This is a genomic window from Pseudomonas sp. EA_15y_Pfl1_P101 (assembly GCF_963970835.1).
Taxonomy (GTDB): Bacteria; Pseudomonadota; Gammaproteobacteria; order Pseudomonadales; family Pseudomonadaceae; genus Aquipseudomonas; species Aquipseudomonas tritici.
The window spans coordinates 35,748-57,065 of record NZ_CAXAPA010000010.1 but is presented as its reverse complement, the minus strand read 5'-3'; the positions used below and the strand labels follow the sequence as shown (position 1 = coordinate 57,065).

General features: G+C 60.6%; 16 protein-coding genes. 14 read left to right on the top strand and 2 right to left on the bottom strand.

Going from position 1 to position 21,318, the window contains the following annotated elements:
* Nucleotides 1-142: 142 nt before the first annotated feature.
* Complete coding sequence (locus AACY36_RS17040; protein ID WP_049710458.1) at nucleotides 143-577, bottom strand: YkgJ family cysteine cluster protein; 435 nt, start codon at nucleotides 575-577, stop codon at nucleotides 143-145.
* Nucleotides 578-817: 240 nt separating this feature from the next.
* Between AACY36_RS17040 and AACY36_RS17035 the strand changes: the two genes are divergently transcribed.
* The 6 genes from AACY36_RS17035 to AACY36_RS17010 all read left to right on the top strand — a co-directional run bounded on the left by AACY36_RS17035 (nucleotide 818) and on the right by AACY36_RS17010 (nucleotide 10,462).
* Nucleotides 818-3,268, top strand: a complete 2,451-nt coding sequence (locus AACY36_RS17035; RefSeq protein ID WP_339457309.1) for a glycogen/starch/alpha-glucan phosphorylase — start codon at nucleotides 818-820, stop codon at nucleotides 3,266-3,268.
* A gap of 169 nt (nucleotides 3,269-3,437) precedes the next feature.
* Nucleotides 3,438-6,956: a DUF2339 domain-containing protein gene (locus AACY36_RS17030; protein WP_339497324.1), complete on the top strand. Its 3,519-nt coding sequence runs from the start codon at nucleotides 3,438-3,440 to the stop codon at nucleotides 6,954-6,956.
* Nucleotides 6,956-8,311 carry a DUF3999 domain-containing protein gene (locus AACY36_RS17025; protein ID WP_339415506.1) on the top strand — a complete coding sequence of 452 codons (1,356 nt, stop codon included), beginning with the start codon at nucleotides 6,956-6,958 and terminating at the stop codon, nucleotides 8,309-8,311. The genes AACY36_RS17030 and AACY36_RS17025 overlap by 1 nt, the downstream gene beginning before the upstream one ends.
* Nucleotides 8,312-8,420: 109 nt before the next feature.
* Complete coding sequence (locus tag AACY36_RS17020) at nucleotides 8,421-9,431, top strand: class 1 fructose-bisphosphatase (RefSeq protein ID WP_057008551.1); 1,011 nt, start codon at nucleotides 8,421-8,423, stop codon at nucleotides 9,429-9,431.
* A gap of 176 nt (nucleotides 9,432-9,607) precedes the next feature.
* The gene (locus AACY36_RS17015; protein ID WP_049710452.1) at nucleotides 9,608-9,862 is read left to right on the top strand and encodes a lipoprotein; all 255 of its coding nucleotides are present in this window, start codon (nucleotides 9,608-9,610) and stop codon (nucleotides 9,860-9,862) included.
* Nucleotides 9,863-9,892: 30 nt separating this feature from the next.
* Nucleotides 9,893-10,462: a lipocalin family protein gene (locus tag AACY36_RS17010; RefSeq protein WP_339427297.1), complete on the top strand. Its 570-nt coding sequence runs from the start codon at nucleotides 9,893-9,895 to the stop codon at nucleotides 10,460-10,462.
* A gap of 67 nt (nucleotides 10,463-10,529) precedes the next feature.
* Here AACY36_RS17010 and AACY36_RS17005 read toward each other — a convergent pair whose 3' ends face one another.
* Complete coding sequence (locus AACY36_RS17005; RefSeq protein ID WP_339415509.1) at nucleotides 10,530-11,894, bottom strand: formimidoylglutamate deiminase; 1,365 nt, start codon at nucleotides 11,892-11,894, stop codon at nucleotides 10,530-10,532.
* 147 nt (nucleotides 11,895-12,041) lie between these two features.
* Between AACY36_RS17005 and hutC the strand changes: the two genes are divergently transcribed.
* From hutC to AACY36_RS16965, 8 genes are all read left to right on the top strand, one after another.
* Nucleotides 12,042-12,752 carry a histidine utilization repressor gene (gene hutC, locus AACY36_RS17000; RefSeq protein WP_339427383.1) on the top strand — a complete coding sequence of 237 codons (711 nt, stop codon included), beginning with the start codon at nucleotides 12,042-12,044 and terminating at the stop codon, nucleotides 12,750-12,752.
* Nucleotides 12,749-13,309: a HutD/Ves family protein gene (locus tag AACY36_RS16995; protein WP_339415511.1), complete on the top strand. Its 561-nt coding sequence runs from the start codon at nucleotides 12,749-12,751 to the stop codon at nucleotides 13,307-13,309. Before hutC ends, AACY36_RS16995 begins: the two co-directional genes overlap by 4 nt.
* A 342-nt stretch (nucleotides 13,310-13,651) precedes the next feature.
* Nucleotides 13,652-15,322, top strand: a complete 1,671-nt coding sequence (gene hutU / locus AACY36_RS16990) for a urocanate hydratase (protein WP_339427295.1) — start codon at nucleotides 13,652-13,654, stop codon at nucleotides 15,320-15,322.
* A gap of 85 nt (nucleotides 15,323-15,407) precedes the next feature.
* Nucleotides 15,408-16,865, top strand: a complete 1,458-nt coding sequence (locus tag AACY36_RS16985; RefSeq protein WP_339427294.1) for a purine-cytosine permease family protein — start codon at nucleotides 15,408-15,410, stop codon at nucleotides 16,863-16,865.
* Between the two features lie 69 nt (nucleotides 16,866-16,934).
* Complete coding sequence (locus tag AACY36_RS16980; RefSeq protein ID WP_339427293.1) at nucleotides 16,935-17,900, top strand: ABC transporter substrate-binding protein; 966 nt, start codon at nucleotides 16,935-16,937, stop codon at nucleotides 17,898-17,900.
* 72 nt (nucleotides 17,901-17,972) lie between these two features.
* A complete protein-coding gene (locus AACY36_RS16975; RefSeq protein WP_339415515.1) occupies nucleotides 17,973-18,824 on the top strand; it encodes an ABC transporter permease in 852 nt (283 codons plus the stop codon).
* Nucleotides 18,821-19,645 (top strand): quaternary amine ABC transporter ATP-binding protein, encoded by an 825-nt coding sequence (locus AACY36_RS16970; protein WP_339415516.1) that lies wholly within the window; start codon nucleotides 18,821-18,823, stop codon nucleotides 19,643-19,645. The genes AACY36_RS16975 and AACY36_RS16970 overlap by 4 nt, the downstream gene beginning before the upstream one ends.
* 136 nt (nucleotides 19,646-19,781) lie before the next feature.
* Nucleotides 19,782-21,290, top strand: coding sequence for an HAL/PAL/TAL family ammonia-lyase (locus tag AACY36_RS16965; RefSeq protein ID WP_339427382.1), 1,509 nt, complete (start codon nucleotides 19,782-19,784; stop codon nucleotides 21,288-21,290).
* Nucleotides 21,291-21,318 lie beyond the last annotated feature (28 nt).

Here is a 21,318-nt window from a genome sequence, read left to right as displayed (position 1 = left end):
GTCTGCAGTTTGTGTGGTGTTTGTGCCGACCCTTTCGCGAGCAAGCCCCCACACATTCGACCGCGTTGTTTCAGGATGAGCGCGGTCAAGTGTGTGCGGGCTTGCTCGCGAAGAGGCCCGTCAGAACACCACAAAATCCAGATCAGAATTTGTCGAGGGTCTTGAACTTAGTCTCGCGCACTACTTCTTTCGGCTTATACGCGCAATACCCAGGCCGCGGCCCGATCTTCGGGTGATTGCGGCAAGTATCCGGGCGTTTGTCATAAATAGTGCAGAAGCGCGTCTTACGATCCAGGTACAGGCAATCGTTGTTGCTCATGCGCTGCAGGGTGAAAATTTCTGACTTGGAATTGAAACGCTCGACGATGCCTTCCTTCTGCAAGCGCTTGGCGATGTTCTTCGCCGGGTCGCCCAGTTCGAACTCATCGACGATGCCGATGCGGATCAGGTCTTTGATCTTCACTTCGACCGGCAGCGTGCAGCAGCTGGACACGCAACCACCGCACATGTGCGCGGAATATTTCTGCCACGTTTCAAGGCGGTCGAGTTCCGCGGCGGCGATCAGTTGAGGCTTCATCAGGGTTCCAAAAAGGTGGGGCTGTGTCCGGGCGCGCGATGATACCGGGATTGGTGATTTTTTGAACAATATTTTCCGGGTTTCTGCTCGAAGGTGGGTAGGGGTAAAAGCAGGCACGGCCCCTGCATTAAAATCCTGTATAGGTGAATGCGTTAAAAAACTGACGAACCAGAGCGTCTACCTTCTGTCAGACCGTCTAGGCTCTAGCAACTCCTTCTATCTCGCCCGAGGTCGCAATTGATGTCTCAGGAACCACTTGCACGAGAAGCAGAGGTAGCCGCATTTCGCGATGCCGTCTTGACCAAACTCACCTACGCGGTGGGCAAGGACCCGGATCACGCCTTCGACCACGACTGGTTCGAAGCCATTGCCCTGGCCGCACGCGACCAGATGGTCGACCACTGGATGGACCATACGCGGCGCATTTACCGCAAAGGTCAAAAGCGCGTTTATTACCTTTCCCTGGAATTCCTCATCGGTCGTTTGCTCTACGACAGCCTGAGCAACCTTGGCGTGCTGGAGATCGCGCGCGACGCACTCTCGGAGCTGGGCGTCGATCTTGAGCGCATCCGCCTGCTGGAGCCCGATGCGGCGCTTGGCAACGGTGGTCTGGGCCGCCTGGCCGCGTGCTTTATGGAAAGCATGTCGACGTTGGGCATTGCGGGTCACGGTTATGGCATTCGTTATGAGCACGGCCTGTTCCGCCAGGCGATTGTCGATGGCTGGCAACAGGAGCAAACCGAACGCTGGCTGGATTTCGGCAACCCATGGGAATTCGAACGGGCCGAAGTGATTTACCCGATCGGTTTTGGCGGCAGCGTCGAAACCCTGCCGGATGCTTCCGGCAAGCTGATCCAAGTGTGGACGCCGAGCGAAACCGTACGCGCGGTTGCCTACGACACCCCGGTGGTCGGCTGGCGCGGCGCGAGTGTCAATACCTTGCGCCTGTGGCGTGCTCGCGCAGTGGAAGACCTGCACCTGGAGCGTTTCAACGCCGGTGACCACTTGGGCGCCGTCGCCGAAGTGGCCCGCGCTGAAAGCATCTCCCGGGTGCTTTACCCTGCGGACAGCACCGAAGCGGGGCAGGAACTGCGCCTGCGCCAGGAATACTTCTTCGTCTCGGCCTCGCTGCAGGATCTGCTGCGTCGTCACAAGAACATGCACGGCTCGGTGCTGAGCCTGGGCGAACACGCCGCGATCCAGCTCAACGATACCCACCCGTCCATCGCCGTGGCCGAGTTGATGCGCCAATTGGTCGACTTGCACGACATTCCGTGGGAAGCGGCGTGGGACGTCACCGTCGAAACCCTTTCCTACACCAACCACACCCTGTTGCCCGAGGCATTGGAAACCTGGCCTGTCGGCTTGATGGAACGCATGCTGCCCCGGCACATGCAGATCATCTACCTGATCAACGCCCAGCACATCGACTCGCTGCGCGCCAAGGGCGTCCACGATTTCGACGTATTGCGCGCCGTATCGCTGATTGAAGAAGACAACGGCCGCCGCGTGCGCATGGGCAACTTGGCATTCCTCGGCTCCCACAGCGTCAACGGTGTGTCGGGTTTGCACACCCAGTTGATGCGCAACACGGTGTTCTCCGAGCTGCACAAGCTGTACCCGGAGCGCATCAACAACAAAACCAACGGCATCACCTTCCGCCGCTGGCTGTACCAGGCCAACCCGAAACTCACGTCGATGCTCGTGGGCGCATTGGGCCCGGACATTCTCGACAACATGGAAACGCGCCTGGGCGAGCTGGAAACCTTCGCCGAGAAGCAGACCTTCCGCAAAGCCTTCGCCGATCAGCGCCTGCACAGTAAGCGCGCACTGGCGGACCTCATTCACGAACGGCTGGGGATCGCGATCAACCCGGCGGCGATGTTCGACGTGCAGGTCAAGCGGATTCACGAATACAAGCGCCAACTGCTGAACCTGCTGCACACGGTGGCGCTCTACCAGGCTATCCGTGCCGAACCGGGCACCGACTGGGTGCCGCGTGTGAAGATCTTCGCGGGTAAAGCGGCGGCGAGTTATCACCAGGCCAAGTTGATCATCAAGTTGACCAACGACATCGCGCGAACCGTTAACAACGACCCGACCGTGCGCGGTTTGCTCAAGGTGGTGTTCCTGCCCAACTACAACGTCAGCCTGGCGGAAAGCATCATCCCGGCAGCGGATTTGTCGGAGCAGATTTCCACCGCCGGCTTTGAAGCCTCGGGCACCAGCAACATGAAGTTCGGTCTCAACGGTGCGTTGACCATCGGCACCATGGACGGCGCGAACGTGGAAATGCATGAGCGCGTCGGCGCCGAGCATATGTTTATCTTCGGCCTCAGCGCGCAGGAGGTGGAAGCGCGTAAACACGCCGGTGAATTCAACGCCGGGCAGGACATTGCAGCGTCCAATCGCCTCAGCGATGTGCTGCAAGCGATTCGCGGCGGGGTGTTCTCGCCGGATGATCCGGGCCGGTATGTCGGGCTGATCGACGGGTTGATCGACTACGACCGCTTCCTGGTGTGTGCCGACTTCGACTCGTACTGGGACGCCCAGGCGCGGGTCGAAGCGCATTGGCATGATTCCAAGGCGTGGTGGCGTTCGGCGGTGCTCAATACCGCGCGGATGGGGTGGTTCTCTTCGGACCGGACGATCCGCGAGTACGCCACAGAGATCTGGAAAGCGCTCGACTAAACGCTGCAATACAAAATGTGTGCGGGCTTGCTCGCGAATACGCTGTATCAGTTAACGAGTATGTCGGCTGATACACCGCTTGCGCGAGCAAGTCGAATCTTCGCACCGCCGCTCCCACATTGAGTCCGCGTCGATATACTAGGCCACGGTTTGCTTAGGGATATCGACCATGCAATGGATTTTCATGCTGATTGGCCTTGCGCTCGGCTGGACGCTCGATGAGTCGTTCAGTGACGCGGGCATCGGTGCGCTGTTGGGGCTCGGCATCGGCCAGGCAATTCGCCTGGCTAAGCTGTCGGCCCAAGCGGACCAGCAGGCGCGTCAGTTGGAAACCACGCAAAAGTCGCTGATAGCGCTGGGCGAACGCTTGCGGCAACTGGAAGTGCCCGCGCCGACGAGCAGTGTCATCGCCGAAACACCCATCCCCGAGCCGACACCTATTACCCAAGCCCCAGAGCTTGTTTGGGAGCTGCCTGCCGACATCACACCTGTCGCCACGGTCGCCAAACCGAGCCAGCCGCTGCCGGCCGACGCCTGGACGCCTGCCCCAACTCCGCGCCCTCAAGCACCTGCCATTCCTCGTGGCCCCAACTTGATCGAACGCGCCATCAGTGGCGCACGCAATTGGCTGTTTGGCGGCAATACCGTGCTGCGGGTTGGCGTGGTGCTGCTGTTTCTCGGCCTGGCCTTCCTGCTGCGTTACGCCACCGAAGGCATGGTGGTGCCGATCGAGGTGCGTTACGCCGGGGTTGCCGCTGCGGCGTTAGGCCTACTCGGCCTGGGCTGGTGGCTGCGGCGGCGTAACAGCAGCTACGGCTTGATGTTGCAAGGCACCGGGATCGCAGTGTTGTACCTGACGGTGTTTGCTGCGATGCGTTTGCATCCGTTGATAGACCCGAGTGCGGCGCTGGGTTTGCTGGTGGCCGTCACGGTGTTTTCGGCGATCCTGGCAATCACCCAGGATGCCTTGGGGCTGGCCTCTGCGGCGGCGCTCGGCGGCTTTGCGGCGCCCATCCTCACGTCTACCGGTGCCGGTAACCATGTCGCGCTATTCAGTTACTTCGCCCTGCTGAATGCCGGCATCCTCGCCATCGCCTGGTTCAAGGCCTGGCGTTTGCTCAACCTGATCGGCTTTGTCGGCACCTTTGGTATCGGCTTCGCCTGGGGGCTGCGCTCCTACACGCCGCAATTGCTGTGGAGCACCGAACCGTTCCTGATTCTGTTTTTCCTGATGTACCTGACCATCGGCCTATTGTTCGCCCGGCGAAAATTGCTGGAGATGAGCGACGCGCCCGAGGATGACAGCCGTGGCGCGCTGCTGCGCTGGTCGGCGGCCAAGGGTGATTATGTCGACGGCAGCATGTTGTTCGGTCCGCCGCTGGTAGGTTTTGGCTTGCAGTTCGCGCTGGTGCAGCACGTGGAATTCGCCGCCGCCTTCAGCGCGCTGGGCTTGGGCGTCATCTACATGGGGTTGGCTCGGCTGCTGAGCGGCGGGCGCGCCTTGCTCTTGGCGGAGACCTGCCTGGCCCTGGGTGTGATCTTCGCCAGCCTGGCGATTCCCCTCGGGCTGGATGCGCGCTGGACGGCTGCGGCCTGGGCGGTGGAGGGCGCTGGGATTTTCTGGCTCGGCTTGCGTCAACAGCGGCCACTGGCGCGAGCATTTGGCGTGTTACTGCAATTGGGTTCGGCGCTGGCTTTTCTCCGTGAACTGCACCTCGGCGAACATAGCTTGCTCGCCGGCGCGCCATTAGGCGCGGTGCTGCTGGGCGCGGCGTTGCTGTTCAGCTTTGATCAGTTGCGCAAGGCATCCTCCGAACAGGCGACAGATTGGGAGCGCAAAGGCCTGGCCGTGCTGGCGGGCCTTGGCTTGAGCTTTTTGTACCTGCTCGCACCCTTGCTGCTGAATACTCAAAGCACGGCCGTCAGTTGGGCAATCGCCGGCCTGGCGACGCTGTTTGTCGGCCTGCGCATTGGTTCGCGGACCTTCCTGTTCAGCGCATTCGCCGTGCAGTTGCTGGGCGGCGCGTTGTTCCTGCTGCGCTTGCAGGGCGGTGACGGGGCGGCGGTATTTAATGCGGGTTGGAGTGGCTTGCTCACGGCCTCGCTGATCGGCCTGGCGTTGATTGGCGGCATGCTCCTGGCTGCGCGCGATGACATGGTTCGCAGCGACGTGCGGCTGCTGCGTGGCTTGTCGGTGGTTCTGCTGGCGGGTCTTGTACTGATCAATCTCGCGGTGCTGTTCGTCTTGCCTTGGGAACGCGCGAGCGGCGTGTGGGCGGCCAGCGGTTTGTTGATCATCTGGCTGAGCCTGTACCTGCAACAACGCGTCAGCTTTGTGTTCGGCTTGCTGCTGCAAGTGATCGGCGGCGGCTCGTTCCTATTGGCGGTGCCGGAGTTGCTTGGCCCGTTGACCCGTGAGGGTCTGCGTCCGTTGGCCCACAGCGGTTTCTGGACGCCGATGGTGCTGGGCCTGGCGGCACTGGTCGGTGCCTGGCGCTTGCAGCGCAAACCCCACGCGCCGGTGTTTGCCGTGTTGAAACTGCAGCGCCTGTCCGACGTGCTGCTGGTGTGGGGCGCGGCCTGGTGGACGCTGGCATTGGTCGGTGAAGTGTTGCGGTTTATCCCGCAAGCACTGCAGGGCTCGTTTTTGCTGGGCATCGCAGCGGTAAGCGTGGCGATCTGGGCGTTTCTGTCCGAGCGACTGCGCTGGGCGTCGTTGGGCATGCTCTGCACTTTGTTGATGCCGGCGGCCGGTGCGGTGTTGCTGGTGTCTGCGCATAACTATTACCACCCGGCGGCGCAGTACGGTTGGCTGGCTTGGTTAGCGGTGTTCGTGGTGCATTTCATCTCGCTGCGGCGTTTGGCGGCGGTGGTTCCTTCCAAGGTACTGAGCGCGGCGCACGTAGTGGGCTGCTGGATGCTGATCGGCGTGCTGGCGCTGGAGGTGCGTTACGGCCTGCTGGTGCTGTCGAGCGAGTACAACGCCTGGCGCTGGCTGGGCTGGGCGATTCTGCCAAGCCTGTACCTGGTGCTGGCCGCCGCGCCACGCCGTTGGCCATGGCCGGTGTCGGCGTACCCAAGGGAATACCGTGTGCTGGCCGCGCTACCGCTGGCAGTGCTGATGTTGGGGTGGTTCTGGCTGGCGAACAGCTTCAGCGACGGCACGGCCGAGCCGTTGCCTTATGTTCCGCTGCTCAACCCGTTGGATCTGGGCTTGTTGTTCGCGCTGCTGGGCATTTACCTGTGGTCGCGCAGTGCGGCGCCTGAGCGTGGGCCGCGTATTGAATTGATCGCCCAGGGCGTGGCGGGTGTCTCGCTGTTCGCCTTCTTTACGGCGTTGGTGATGCGCACCGCTCATCATTGGGGCGGCGTGCCGTTTCAATTGGATGCGTTGCTGGCGTCGATGCTGGTGCAGGCCGGCCTATCGATCGTCTGGACCTTGATCGCCCTTGGCCTGATGATCGGCGGTCACCTGCGCCATCGTCGCGAAGTGTGGCTGATCGGCGCGGCGCTGATTGCGGTGGTGGTGGCCAAACTGTTCTTTGTCGAACTGAGCAACCGTGGCGGCCTGGCGCGGATTGTGTCGTTTATCGGTGTGGGCGGGTTGTTGCTGGTGGTGGGCTACTTTGCGCCGCTGCCGCCAAAACGCGTTGAACCTGTGACTGAAACCGAGGGAGCGTCTTCTTGATGGGCAAGCTGAAACTGAGTGGGTTGGCGGTATGGATGGCGTGTTCGGCAGCCTTTGCACAGGAAGGTCCGTCCGACTTCACCACCCAGGTGCCGCTGGCCGTGAGCGGCAGCGGGCCCTGGTATCGCCTGGAACTGCCACTGGCCGTGCAATTGAGCGCGCGCCAGGCTGATCTCAGCGATGTGCGGGTGTTCAACGCCGCCGGCGAGCCGCAGGCCTATGCGTTGTCGCGCCAATCTTCGCAGCGCACCGAAAGCCGCAACGTCACCGACGTTAAGTGGTTCCCGCTGTACGCCGCCGACACCCAGCAAGCCCTGCCCGACGTGGTGATGAAAGCCACCACCACAGGCACCTTGGTGGAAATAAAACCGTCTACCGCGCCAAAACCCGGCAAGCAAGTGCTGCGCGGCTGGGTATTGGACGCCAGTGCGATCAAGGCACCGTTGCAGCGATTGAGCCTGGACTGGAGCCGCGAGCAAGAGGGCTTCCAGCGTTTCAGCATTGAGGCCAGTGATGACTTGCAGCACTGGCAAGCCTGGGGCGATGGGCAGGTGGCGCGCTTGTCATTCGCCGACGAACGGGTCGAGCAGCATGACGTGAACTTGCCTGGGCAATCGGCGCGTTACCTGCGTCTTGTCTGGCAAGGCCAGGCGGCGCCGCTGCTGACCTCGGCAAAGCTGGTGAGCGCGACCAGCAGCAGCCTGCCGATGCCGTTGGTGTGGTCGCAACCCTTGGCGGGTACACGGTTAAAGGCTGGGGAATACAGCTGGCAGTTGCCCGCGGGGCTGAGCATCGAGCGGCTGCGCATCGAATTGAAGCAAGCCAACACGCTGGCGCCCGTTACGCTGGCGGGGCGTAGGGACAGCAAACAGGCGTGGCAGCCCCTGAGCAATGGCGTGCTGTATCGCCTGACCCAGAATGGCCGGGACGTGGTGCAGGATGAATTGCAGCTGCCGGGCCAAACGGTCGCCGAACTCAAGTTGGCAGTGGATGAACGCGGCGGCGGCCTGGGCATTGAAGCGCCAGCGCTGCGTTTTGCGGTGCGCGCCACGCAGTTGGTGTTCCTGGCCCGGGGCGAGCCGCCGTTTACACTGGCGCTGGGGAATGCGTCGGTCAAGGGGGCGAACCTTGCGCTTTCGACCCTGATCCCTGACTACAGCGCCGAGCGTCTCAAGACATTGGGACAAGCGAAAGTCGCCGGGGAAGTCGCCGTGACGTCGCCGCCGATCGTAGCGGCTGCCGATGCCGGCACGAACTGGAGAAAACTCGGGCTTTGGGCCGTGTTACTGCTCGGCGTGGCGGCACTGGGCGCCATGGCCTACAGTTTGCTGCGCAAGCCGCCGGTGGCACGTTAAATAAAGTCCATGAACTCTATTGGGTTTAAATCCTCTGATAGGAGGAAATACGCCCCGACTCGCGCTAAACTGCGCGGGTTTTCAAGCCCCCCATTCTCCGGAGCCTTACATGTCCCGCGTTACCTTGAGTCGCTATTTGATCGAGCAGACCCGCAGCAACAACACGCCTGCCGATCTGCGCTTCCTTATCGAAGTGGTGGCGCGTGCTTGCAAGGAAATCAGCCACGCCGTGTCCAAAGGCGCACTGGGTGGTGTCCTGGGCAGCATGGGCACTGAAAACGTGCAGGGCGAAGTGCAGAAGAAGCTCGACGTCATCTCCAACGAGATCCTGCTCGAAGCCAATGAATGGGGCGGTCACCTGGCCGGCATGGCGTCCGAAGAAATGGACAATGCCTACCAGATCCCGGGCAAGTACCCGAAAGGCGCGTACCTGCTGGTGTTCGACCCACTGGACGGCTCGTCCAACATCGATATCAACGCTCCCGTCGGCACCATCTTCTCGGTATTGCGTTGCCCTAACGAGTACTTGAGCCAGAACGAGGCCCTGAACGAAAAGGCCTTCCTGCAGCCTGGCACCGAACAGGTCGCGGCGGGTTACGCGATCTACGGCCCGCAGACCATGCTGGTACTGACCCTGGGCGACGGCGTCAAAGGCTTCACCCTGGACCGAGAAATGGGCAGTTTCGTACTGACCCACGAAGACATCACCATTCCTGCGTCCACCCAGGAATTCGCGATCAACATGTCCAACCAGCGCCACTGGGAAGAACCTGTGACCCGCTACGTGGGCGAGTTGATGGCCGGCGAAGAAGGCCCGTTGAAGAAAAACTTCAACATGCGTTGGGTCGCCGCGATGGTGGCCGACGTGCACCGCATCCTGACCCGTGGTGGCTTGTTCATGTACCCACGCGACAGCCGCGAGCCGTCCAAGCCAGGCAAACTGCGCCTGATGTACGAAGCCAACCCGATGTCCTTCCTGGTTGAGCAGGCAGGCGGCGCGTCCACCGACGGCCACCAGCGTATCCTCGACATTCAGCCTGAAGGCCTGCACCAGCGTGTGGCGGTATTCCTGGGTTCGAAAGAAGAAGTTGAGCGTGTGACGGCTTACCACAAGCAGTAAGTTGCGGCGATAAGTGATCGGCGTTTTTGGGCGCCGGTTCACCCTTAAAGAAGCCCCGAAACGTTTCAGCGTTTTCGGGGCTTTTTTGTTTTCGTTCGTCGGGAACCAGAAACCCCTTTTCCCTTCTAAGCTTCTGGCAGACCCCCATTCTGCTTAGTCCCTCCAGGAGTTTTTCCATGTCGTTACGTCGTCTCGCCTTGCTGACCTTTTGCGTGCTGTTGGCCGCTTGCAGCAAGGTCAACCAAGAAAATTACGCGAAGCTTTCCGCTGGCATGCCTAAGGCTGAAGTGGAATCACTGCTGGGTCAGCCGACTGACTGTTCCGGCGCACTGGGCATGTCCAGCTGCACCTGGGGCGATAAAAACAGCTTTATCAGCGTGCAATATGCCGGTGACAAGGTTCTGATGTTTTCCGGGCAAGGCCTGAAGTAAACCGGGGCGAAAGCCTGCGGGAGAAGAAGAATGATCCGTTTTGTTTTGTTCCTTTGCGCCAGCCTGTTTTTGGCGGGCTGCGCCAGCCATTCTGGCGATGATCTGCAACCCAAGACTGCGAACAACGTCAACCTCAAGCGTTATCAGGGCACTTGGTATGAGTTGGCCCGATTGCCGATGTACTTCCAGCGCAACTGCGCGCAGTCCGAAGCCCGCTACACATTGCTGCCTGATGGCGACATGTCGGTGTTCAACCGCTGCCTGACGACCGAGTGGAAGTGGGAAGAAGCCAAGGGCACGGCTACGCCGCAAGTGCCGGGCAAGACTGACAAGCTTTGGGTGGAATTCAATAACTGGTTTACCGCACTGTTGCCGGGCGTTGCCAAGGGCGATTACTGGGTGCTGTATGTCAGCGATGACTACAAGACCGCGATTGTTGGCAGCCCGAGCCGGCGGTACATGTGGATTTTGTCGCGCACGCCTACGGTGAGCGCCGACACTCGCGAAGACCTGTTGAGCAGGGCGCGGCAGCAGGGTTATGACACCACGCGGTTGATCTGGCGCATGTCGGACAAGCAGATGGCGAAGACTTCGCAGTAACCCGAAAACACCGTTTTTCAAATGTGGGAGCTGGCAAGCCAGCTCCCACATGTGTTTTAGGGGGTTATTAACTCAGCAAATCTCTCAAGACTTGGGTGAACGCCCGGCTACTTTCTTCCTCGCCGGCATGCCGCCCATCCCGCACCACCCACTTCCCGTTCACCAGCACATCACGCACCTGCCGATCCCCACCGGCAAACAACCAGCGATTCAAAATCCCGTCTTCGCTTGCCGTCGCCAGGTACGGATCATTGCCATCCAGTACCAGCCAATCCGCACGTTTACCCACTTCCAATCGGCCAATCGGCTGTCCCAATGCCTGGCCGCCGCCGTCCAGCGCCGCGTCAAACAGCGTGCGACCCACCATCGGTTGATCACTGCGATACAGGCGGTTACGCCTTTGATCGCGCAGGCGCTGGCCATATTCGAGCCAGCGCAATTCCTCCACCACGCTCAGTGACACATGGCTATCGGAACCGATGCCCAAGCGTCCGCCTTGGGCGAGAAAATCCACGGCCGGGAAAATCCCGTCACCCAGGTTAGCCTCGGTAGTCAGGCACAAACCGGCAATTGCGCGGCTCTTGGCCATGCGCGTGACCTCTTCAAGATCTGCATGCGTGGCATGCACCAGGCACCAGCGTTCATCCACCTCGACATTGTCATACAGCCATTGCAGCGGGCGCTTTCCGCTCCAGGCCAGGCAGTCGTCGACTTCTTTCTGCTGTTCGGCAATGTGGATGTGCACCGGGCACGCCTTGTCGCTGGCGGCCAGCACTGCATGGATTTGCTCGGGCGTGACGGCGCGCAGCGAGTGGAAACACAACCCTAACTGCTGCGCCGGCTGTGCCGCCAGGATCGGTTTCAGCCGCGCCTGCAGGTCCAGATAGTTTTCAGTGCTGTTGATAAACCGCCGCTGGCCTTCATTCGGTGCCTGGCCGCCAAACCCGGAGTGGGTGTAAAGCACAGGCACCAATGTCAGGCCAATGCCACTGCTGGTCGCTGCCTGGCTGATCTGCCGCGACAGCTCCGTGCGGTCGGCATACGGCTGGCCGTTGACATCGTGGTGCACATAGTGAAATTCGGCCACCGAGGTGTAACCGGCCTTGAGCATCTCGATGTACAGCTGGCGCGCGATGACGTGCAATTGCTCCGGACTGATCTTGCCGACCATGCGGTACATCAAATCGCGCCAGGTCCAGAAACTGTCATTCGGGTTTCCGGCCACTTCTGCCAAACCTGCCATTGCGCGCTGGAAAGCGTGGGAGTGCAGGTTCGGCATGCCCGCCAACACCGGGCCTCTCAGCCGTTCCGCAGCGTCTGCGCTGGCATTGGCCTCAACTCTTGTCAGCACCCCATCTGCGCTGATTTCAAGACGTACATCGTTGGCCCATCCATTAGGCAGCAGCGCGCGTTCGGCAAAGAAAGCGGACATGATCAAGGCACCCCAGTCGTGTGTTTATTTGTATATACATATACAGACGTTTGCCTGCTCGGTAAACTCCGGCAATCTATGCATCTTTTTCCCCTGCAAGGATTCCCTGTGCCGACTCCGCCTGCCAAGTCTTCGCTGGCTGCCCACATGGACGAAAGTCCGGCGCCCTTGTATGCCCGCGTCAAACAAATGATCAGCCAGCAGATCCTCCACGGCAACTGGCCGCCTCACTACCGTGTGCCGTCGGAGAGCGAACTGGTCAGCCAGTTGGGTTTCAGCCGCATGACTATCAACCGCGCCCTGCGCGAGCTCACCGCCGAGGGCTTGTTGGTGCGCATGCAGGGCGTCGGTACCTTCGTCGCTGAGCCCAAGAGCCAGTCCGCGCTGTTTGAAGTGCACAATATTGCCGATGAGATCGCTTCTCGCGGTCATCGACACACCTGCCAAGTCATCACCTTGGGCGAAGAAGCTGCCGGTTCCGAGCGCGCCGTCGCGCTGGAAATGCGCGAAGGCGGGCGGGTGTTCCACTCGTTGATCGTGCACTTCGAGAATGATATTCCCGTGCAAATCGAAGACCGTTTCGTCAATGCACTGGTCGCCCCGGAATACCTGCAACAGGATTTCACCCAGCAAACGCCCTACGCCTACTTGAACCAGGTTGCACCGTTGACCGAAGGCGAGCACGTGGTCGAAGCGATCCTCGCTGACGCCGCCGAATGCAAGTTGCTGCAGATCGAGCCCAGCGAACCGTGCCTGTTGATCCGTCGACGCACCTGGTCGGGCCGCCAGCCGGTGACGGCCGCACGTTTGATCCACCCCGGCTCGCGTCACAGCCTGGAAGGACGTTTCAGTAAATGAGTTCCGTAAAAGTCTGGCGCGCTGCCGATTATGTGCGCATGCCCTGGAAAAACGGCGGCGGCAGTACCGAAGAAATTGCCCGTGATGCCGGCGTAGACCTGGATGGCTTTGGCTGGCGCCTGTCGATTGCGGATATTGCGCAATCGGGCGGTTTTTCCATCTTCGCCGGCTACCATCGGGTGATCACCGTGATCAAAGGCGCCGGCATGGTGCTGACCGTGGATGGCGAAGAACAGCGCGGGTTGTTACCGCTGCAACCTTTTGCGTTCAAGGGTGACAGCCAGGTGGAGTGCCGATTGATCACAGGGCCCATCCGCGATTTCAACCTGATCTATTCGCCGCAGCGTTACCACGCGCGGCTGCAATGGACCGACGGTGTGCAGCGTTTCTTCAGTACGGCGCAGACGGTGTTGGTGTTCAGCGTTGCCGATGAGGTGAAGGTGCTGGACGAGAAATTGGGGCATCACGATTGCCTGCAAATCGACGGTAACACTGGCCTATTGGATATTTCCGTCGCCGGCCGTAGCTGCATCATCGAACTGACCGCACGCGGTTAAAAAATGTGGGGGCTGGCTTGCCAGCTCCCACAATTGTTTTGTGGGGAACATTAAATCTGTTTCCAGTCTCTGCACCAGTTTGTTACTGAATGCCCCAGCGTGGCGCAGAACTACATTGTCGTGACAAACCTCCCTCGCAGCAAAAGCCTTCCGTAAGAAATTTCATCAAGCCTATAAGGCTTAATTTCCAAGGCTCGAGCACGCATCACCAAAAATTCTCGACAGCTCTCTTAGAAAGTTGGCCGCTTGATTGCATATGCTTGTATGTACAAGTAAAGGTGTGTGCGTAAGAGCCCACTTCGCACCAACAAAGTATGCGCATCAATCGCCGAGGAGTTTTTTGTGACTAAGCCAACCAAGTACCGTGACGTAGAAATCCGCGCCGCCCACGGTAACAAGCTCACCGCCAAAAGCTGGCTGACTGAAGCGCCGCTGCGCATGCTGATGAACAACCTCGACCCACAAGTGGCCGAGAACCCTAAAGAACTGGTGGTATACGGCGGTATCGGCCGTGCGGCGCGTAACTGGGAGTGCTATGACCAGATCGTCGAGAGCCTCACCAACCTGAATGATGACGAAACCCTGCTGGTGCAATCCGGCAAGCCGGTTGGCGTGTTCAAGACCCACAGCAACGCCCCGCGCGTGCTGATCGCCAACTCCAACCTGGTGCCGCACTGGGCCAGTTGGGAACACTTCAACGAGTTGGATGCCAAGGGCCTGGCCATGTACGGCCAGATGACCGCCGGCAGCTGGATCTACATCGGTAGCCAGGGCATCGTCCAAGGCACCTACGAAACCTTCGTCGAAGCCGGTCGCCAGCATTACAACAGCGACCTGACCGGCCGTTGGGTCCTCACCGCCGGCCTCGGCGGCATGGGCGGCGCGCAACCACTGGCTGCAACCCTGGCCGGCGCGTGCTCGCTGAACATCGAGTGCCAGCAGGTCAGCATCGATTTCCGCCTCAGCAGCCGCTATGTCGACGAGCAAGCCACAGACCTCGACGACGCCCTGGCGCGCATCGCCAAATACACCCAGGAAGGCAAGGCTATCTCCATCGCCCTGTTGGGTAACGCCGCAGAGATCCTGCCTGAACTGGTCAAGCGTGGCGTGCGCCCGGACATGGTCACCGACCAGACCAGCGCCCACGACCCACTCAACGGCTACCTGCCGGCCGGCTGGACCTGGGACGAATACCGCGCCCGCGCCAAGACCGAACCGGCTGCCGTAATCAAGGCCGCCAAGCAGTCGATGGCCGTGCACGTCAAAGCCATGCTGGAATTCCAGAAACAAGGCATCCCGACCTTCGACTACGGCAACAACATCCGCCAGATGGCCCAGGAAGAAGGCGTAGAAAATGCCTTCGATTTCCCAGGTTTTGTACCGGCGTACATCCGCCCACTGTTCTGCCGTGGTATCGGCCCGTTCCGTTGGGCTGCACTGTCCGGCGACCCGCAAGACATCTACAAGACCGACGCCAAAGTCAAAGAGCTGATCCCCGACGACGCGCACCTGCACAACTGGCTGGACATGGCCCGCGAGCGCATCAGCTTCCAGGGCCTGCCGGCGCGTATCTGCTGGGTTGGGCTGGGCCAGCGCGCCAAGCTCGGCCTGGCGTTCAACGAAATGGTACGCAGCGGCGAGCTGTCGGCACCGGTGGTGATTGGTCGTGACCACCTCGATTCCGGCTCGGTCGCCAGCCCGAACCGCGAAACTGAAGCCATGCAGGACGGTTCCGACGCCGTATCCGACTGGCCGCTGCTCAACGCCTTGCTCAACACTGCCAGTGGCGCGACCTGGGTTTCGCTGCACCACGGCGGCGGCGTGGGCATGGGCTTCTCCCAGCACTCCGGCATGGTCATCGTCTGCGACGGTACCGACGAAGCGGCTGAGCGGATCGCCCGCGTGCTGCATAACGACCCGGCCACCGGGGTGATGCGTCATGCGGATGCGGGTTACCAGATCGCGATCGACTGCGCCAAGGAGCAGGGCCTCAATCTCCCGATGATCAAATAACCCATGTGGGAGCGGGCAAGCCAGCTCCCACAAAAAAGCGGTTTTACACAGGCTTTATGAACAATCCATCAGAGGTTGAACATCCATGGTTGCAAATGACGCACGTGCAAGCACCACCCCGTTGATCGAAAGGCGTTCGATCGACTACATCCCGGAAGCGGAAAGACACGGTCGTCTATTGAGCCAGTTCACCCTGTGGATGGGTGCCAACCTGCAAATCACCGCCATTGTCACCGGGGCCCTGGCCGTGGTGCTGGGCGGTGATGTGTTCTGGTCGTTGATCGGTTTGCTGATCGGCCAACTGATTGGCGGCGGCGTGATGGCGCTGCATGCGGCGCAAGGGCCCAAGCTGGGCCTGCCGCAGATGATCTCCAGCCGGGTGCAGTTCGGTGTGTATGGCGCGGCTATTCCGATTGTGCTGGTCTGTTTGATGTACCTCGGTTTTACCGCCACCGGCACCGTGCTGTCCGGTCAGGCGCTGGGCCAGTTGTTCGGTGTCAGCGACAGCGTCGGGATCCTGATCTTCGCCAGTGTCATCGTGCTGGTCACGGTGCTGGGTTACCGGGTGATCCATTTCATTGGGCGTGTCGCCAGCGTCATTGGGGTGATTGCCTTTATCTACCTGTTCAGCCGTCTGATAGGCCAGACCGACGTTGGCGCGCTCCTGCAAATCCGCCACTTCAGCTGGAGCAGCTTCCTGCTGGCGGTGTCGCTCGCGGCCTCCTGGCAGATCGCCTTCGGCCCTTATGTGGCTGACTATTCACGCTATCTGCCGAGCAAGACGTCTTCGGTGAAGACATTTTTCGCGGCTGGCGCGGGGTCGGTGATTGGGGCACAGGTGGCGATGACCCTTGGCGTGTTTGCCGCGGCCATGTCCAATGGGCAATTTGCCGGTCACGAAGTGGCCTACATCGTGGGGTTGAGCGGTACCGGCGCCACCGCTGCGCTGCTGTATTTCAGCATCGCGTTCGGCAAGGTCACCATCTCCACGCTGAACTCCTACGGCAGCTTCATGTGCATCGCGACCATCATCAGCGGCTTGCGTGGCCGCCTGGAGGTCACGCGCCTGCAGCGTCTGGTGTTTGTGCTGGTGATTGTCGGTACGGCGACCCTGATCGCGTTGCTCGGTCAGCACTCATTCCTCGGCGCGTTCAAGTCTTTCATCCTGTTCCTGCTGGCGTTCTTTACGCCATGGAGCGCGATCAACCTGGTCGACTACTACTGCATTACCCGCGAGCGCTATGACGTGCCGGCGCTGGCCGACCCTAACGGTCGCTACGGCCGTTGGAACCTGCTCGGTATCAGCGTGTATGTGTTCGGCGTGCTGGTGCAGTTGCCATTTATCTCCACCCAGTTCTTCACAGGTCCGCTGGTGGCTGCGCTGGGTGATGTGGATATCTCTTGGATCATCGGGCTGGTGCTTCCCGCAGCCTTGTACTACGTGTGTGCGAAAAAATGGCACGGCACGGTGCCCAATCAATTGATCCTGCCAGTAGAGCAGGGCGCCATACCAACAACAAACGGGCTGGCTGCACAAGCCTGATGGGACGTGGACAGGGCAGGACGCCTACTGACTGCCGTAATCCATTTCAAAATTGGGAGCGTCACAACAATGAAAATGCATAAGACCTTGTTGGCCACACTGTTCTCTGCGGGCGTGCTGGCGAGCGTTGGCGCCCAGGCGGCGGGCTGGTGCGAATCCGGCAAACCGGTGAAATTCGCCGGCCTGAACTGGGAAAGCGGCATGTTGCTTACTGACATCCTGCAAACCGTGTTGGAAAAAGGCTACGACTGCAAAACCGACAGCCTGCCAGGCAACTCCATCACCATGGAAAACGCCCTGAGCAGCAATGATATCCAAGTGTTTGCCGAAGAGTGGGTCGGCCGCAGCGAGGTCTGGAACAAGGCCGAGAAGGCCGGCAAAGTCGTCGGTGTCGGCGCGCCTGTTGTCGGTGCTATCGAAGGCTGGTACGTGCCGCGCTATGTGATCGAAGGCGACGCCAAGCGCAAGCTGGAAGCCAAGGCCCCGGGCTTGAAAACCATCGCCGACCTGGCCAAGTACGCCTCGGTGTTCAAGGACCAGGAAGAACCGTCCAAGGGTCGCTTCTACAACTGCCCGGCTGGCTGGACCTGCGAGCTGGACAACAGCGAAATGCTCAAGAGCTATGGCCTGGAAAGCACCTACACCAACTTCCGCCCAGGCACCGGCCCGGCGCTGGATGCGGCGGTGCTGTCGAGCTACAAGCGTGGCGAACCGATCCTGTTTTACTACTGGTCGCCGACCCCGCTGATGGGCCAGGTCGACCTGGTCAAGCTGGAAGAAAAACCCGGCGTGGATAAGAGCGTGAGCATCAAGGTCGGCCTGTCCAAGGCTTTCCACGAGCAAGCGCCGGAACTGGTGGCCGTGCTGGAAAAGGTCAACCTGCCGATCGACCTGCTGAACCAGAACCTGGGTCGTATGGCCAAGGAGCGAATTGAGTCGCCGAAACTGGCGAAAATATTCCTCAAGGAACATCCTGAAGTCTGGCATGCGTGGGTGAGCGAAGACGCAGCCAAGAAAATCGACGCGGCCTTGTAGGTCAAGCCTGTCCGGCTACCCTAAGGGGCTGGTCGGACAGCCGGCCACAACCCATTGGATCGAGAGCACGCTATGTTTCCTGAGAGTTTTACGTTTTCCATCGCCGACTGGGTCAACGGTTGGGTGGATTCATTGGTCACCAACTACGGTGATGTGTTCCGGCACATTTCCGATACCCTGCTGTGGGCCATCGTCAACCTGGAAGGGATGCTGCGTGCGGCGCCCTGGTGGTTGATGCTGACGATCGTCGGTGCGCTGGCCTGGCACGCCACGCGCAAGGTGGTGACCACGGCGGTTATCGTCGGTTTGCTGTTCCTGGTGGGCGCGGTTGGCCTGTGGGACAAGCTGATGCAAACCCTCGCATTGATGATGGTCGCCACCGTGATCTCGGTGTTGATCGGCATTCCGCTGGGCATTCTGTCGGCGCGCAGCAATCGCCTGCGTTCGGTGCTGATGCCGCTGCTCGACATCATGCAAACCATGCCGAGTTTCGTGTACTTGATCCCGGTGCTGATGCTGTTCGGCCTGGGCAAGGTCCCGGCGATTTTCGCCACGGTGATCTACGCCGTGCCGCCGTTGATTCGCCTGACCGACTTAGGCATTCGCCAGGTCGACGGCGAAGTCATGGAAGCCATCAACGCCTTTGGTGCCAACCGCTGGCAGCAACTGTTCGGCGTGCAACTGCCGCTGGCATTGCCCAGCATCATGGCCGGGATCAACCAGACCACGATGATGGCGTTGTCGATGGTGGTCATCGCCTCGATGATCGGCGCCCGTGGCTTGGGTGAAGACGTGCTCGTCGGCATCCAGACCCTCAACGTTGGCCGTGGTCTTGAAGCCGGGCTGGCGATCGTGATTCTCGCAGTGGTCATCGACCGCATTACCCAGGCCTATGGTCGTCCACGGCATGAGGCGAGCAAATGACTACTGTCAGCAAAATCGAAGTTAAAAACGTCTTCAAGATCTTCGGCAACCGATCCAAGGAGGCCTTGGCGATGGTTGGGCAGGGCAAGACCAAGGATCAGGTCCTGGCTGAGACCGGCTGCGTGGTCGGCGTGAATGACCTGTCGCTGAGCATCGGCACTGGCGAGATCTTCGTGATCATGGGCCTGTCGGGTTCCGGCAAATCCACGTTGGTGCGCCACTTCAACCGCCTGATCGACCCTACCAGCGGCGCGATCCTGGTGGACGGCGAAGACATTCTGAAACTGGACATGGAAGCCCTGCGCCAATTCCGTCGGCACAAGATCAGCATGGTGTTCCAGAGCTTCGGCCTGCTGCCGCACAAGAGCGTGCTCGACAACGTTGCCTACGGCCTGAAAGTGCGTGGCGAAACCAAGCAGGTGTGCGCCGAGCGCGCCTTGCACTGGATCGAAACCGTGGGCCTCAAAGGCTACGAAAATAAATACCCGCACCAGCTTTCCGGCGGCATGCGCCAGCGCGTCGGCCTGGCCCGTGCATTGGCGGCTGACACCGACATCATCCTGATGGATGAAGCCTTCAGCGCTCTCGACCCGCTTATCCGCGCCGAGATGCAAGACCAACTGCTGGAACTGCAAAAGACCTTGCACAAGACCATCGTGTTCATCACCCACGACCTCGACGAAGCCGTGCGCATAGGCAACCGCATTGCGATCCTCAAGGACGGCAAGCTGATCCAGGTCGGCACCCCGCGCGAGATTTTGCATTCGCCGGCGGATGAGTATGTGGATCGGTTTGTTCAGCGGCGGGCGGCGGTGGTCTGACCCGGGTTTTGTGGTGAGTTGGCCGGCCTCTTCGCGAGCAAGCCCGCTCCCACAGGGGGAACGCATTCCAAATGTGGGAGCGGGCTTGCTCGCGAAGAGGCCGGCAAAGCTGCACAAGAATGAAGAAGGTATGAAGATGTCCCAGGCAACAAAAATCACCATCGCCGATACGCCATTGCGCTGGCAAGACATAGTCGCCGTTGCCCGCCACGGCGCTATGCTTGAGCTGTCGGGCCAAGCCTGGGCGCGCATCGACAATGCCCAGGCCATCGTGCAGCGCATCGTTACCAGCGGCGAGCGCGCCTATGGGGTGAGCACCGGCCTGGGCGCACTGTGCAATGTGTCGCTCAAGGGCGAACAACTCAGCCAACTGTCGCGCAATACCCTGCTCAGCCATGCCTGTGGCGTCGGACCGGTGCTCAGCGATGAACAGACGCGCGCGATCATCTGTGCCGCCCTCATCAACTACAGCCACGGCAAGTCCGGCCTGCATCCGCAGGTGGTGCATTCGCTGCTGGCGTTGCTCAACCACGGCATCACACCGCAAGTGCCGTCCCAGGGTTCGGTGGGTTACCTGACCCATATGGCCCACGTCGGTGTGGCCTTGCTGGGTGTTGGCACGGTGAGTTATCGCGGCCAGATCGTCTCGGCGCAAGAAGCCCTGGCGGCTGAACGTTTGCAGCCGGTGGTGCTTGGCGCCAAGGATGGCCTGTGCCTGGTCAACGGCACGCCATGCATGACCGGGCTGAGCTGCCTGACCCTGGCCGACGCGCATCACTTGCTGCAATGGGCCGACGTGATCGGTGCCATGAGCTTCGAAGCCCAGCGCGGTCAGATCGATGCCTTCGATGAAGAAATCATCGCGCTCAAGCCGCACCCTGGCATGCAACACGTGGGTATCAACCTGCGCGCCTTGCTCGATGGCAGTGAAGTGATTGCCAGCAGCCAAGGCATTCGCACCCAGGACGCGCTGAGCATCCGCTCAATCCCGCAAATCCACGGCGCGGCGCGCGACCAGGTGGAGCACGCCACGCGGCAGATTGAGACTGAACTCAACAGCGCCACCGACAACCCGCTGCTGCTCGGCACGCCGGACCACTACCGCGTGGTGTCCCAGGCCAATCCTCACGGCCAATCCGTCGCATTGGCGGCAGACATGCTCGCCATCGCCATGGCCGAAATCGGTTCGGTGGCCGAACGCCGCCTGGATCGCCTTATTAACCCGCACGTCAGTGGCTTGCCGGCGTTCCTGGTCAGCAACCCGGGAGTCAACTCCGGGATGATGATCGTGCAGTACGTCGCCGCCTCGCTGTGCGGGCAAAACCGCCAACTGGCGCAACCGGCGGTGCTCGACAACTTCGTCACCTCGGGCCTGCAGGAAGACCACCTGAGCATGGGCACCAACGCCGCGCTCAAGCTGCACCAAGTGTTGGCCAACGTGACGCAGATCCTCGCCATCGAGTACTTGCTGGCGGCCCAGGCGTTTGAGTTCCTCAAAGACCAGCGTTTCGGTGCAGGCACTGACCGCGCCTGGCGCCTGCTGCGTGACGTTGTACCTGCTTATGAGCAGGACCGTTGGCTGGCGCCGGATATTGCGAGCGCTGCCCAGCTGATCAAAGACACCGCTTTCCCTAATTTGCACTGAACACGTTATTCAAAAGAACAATTCACAA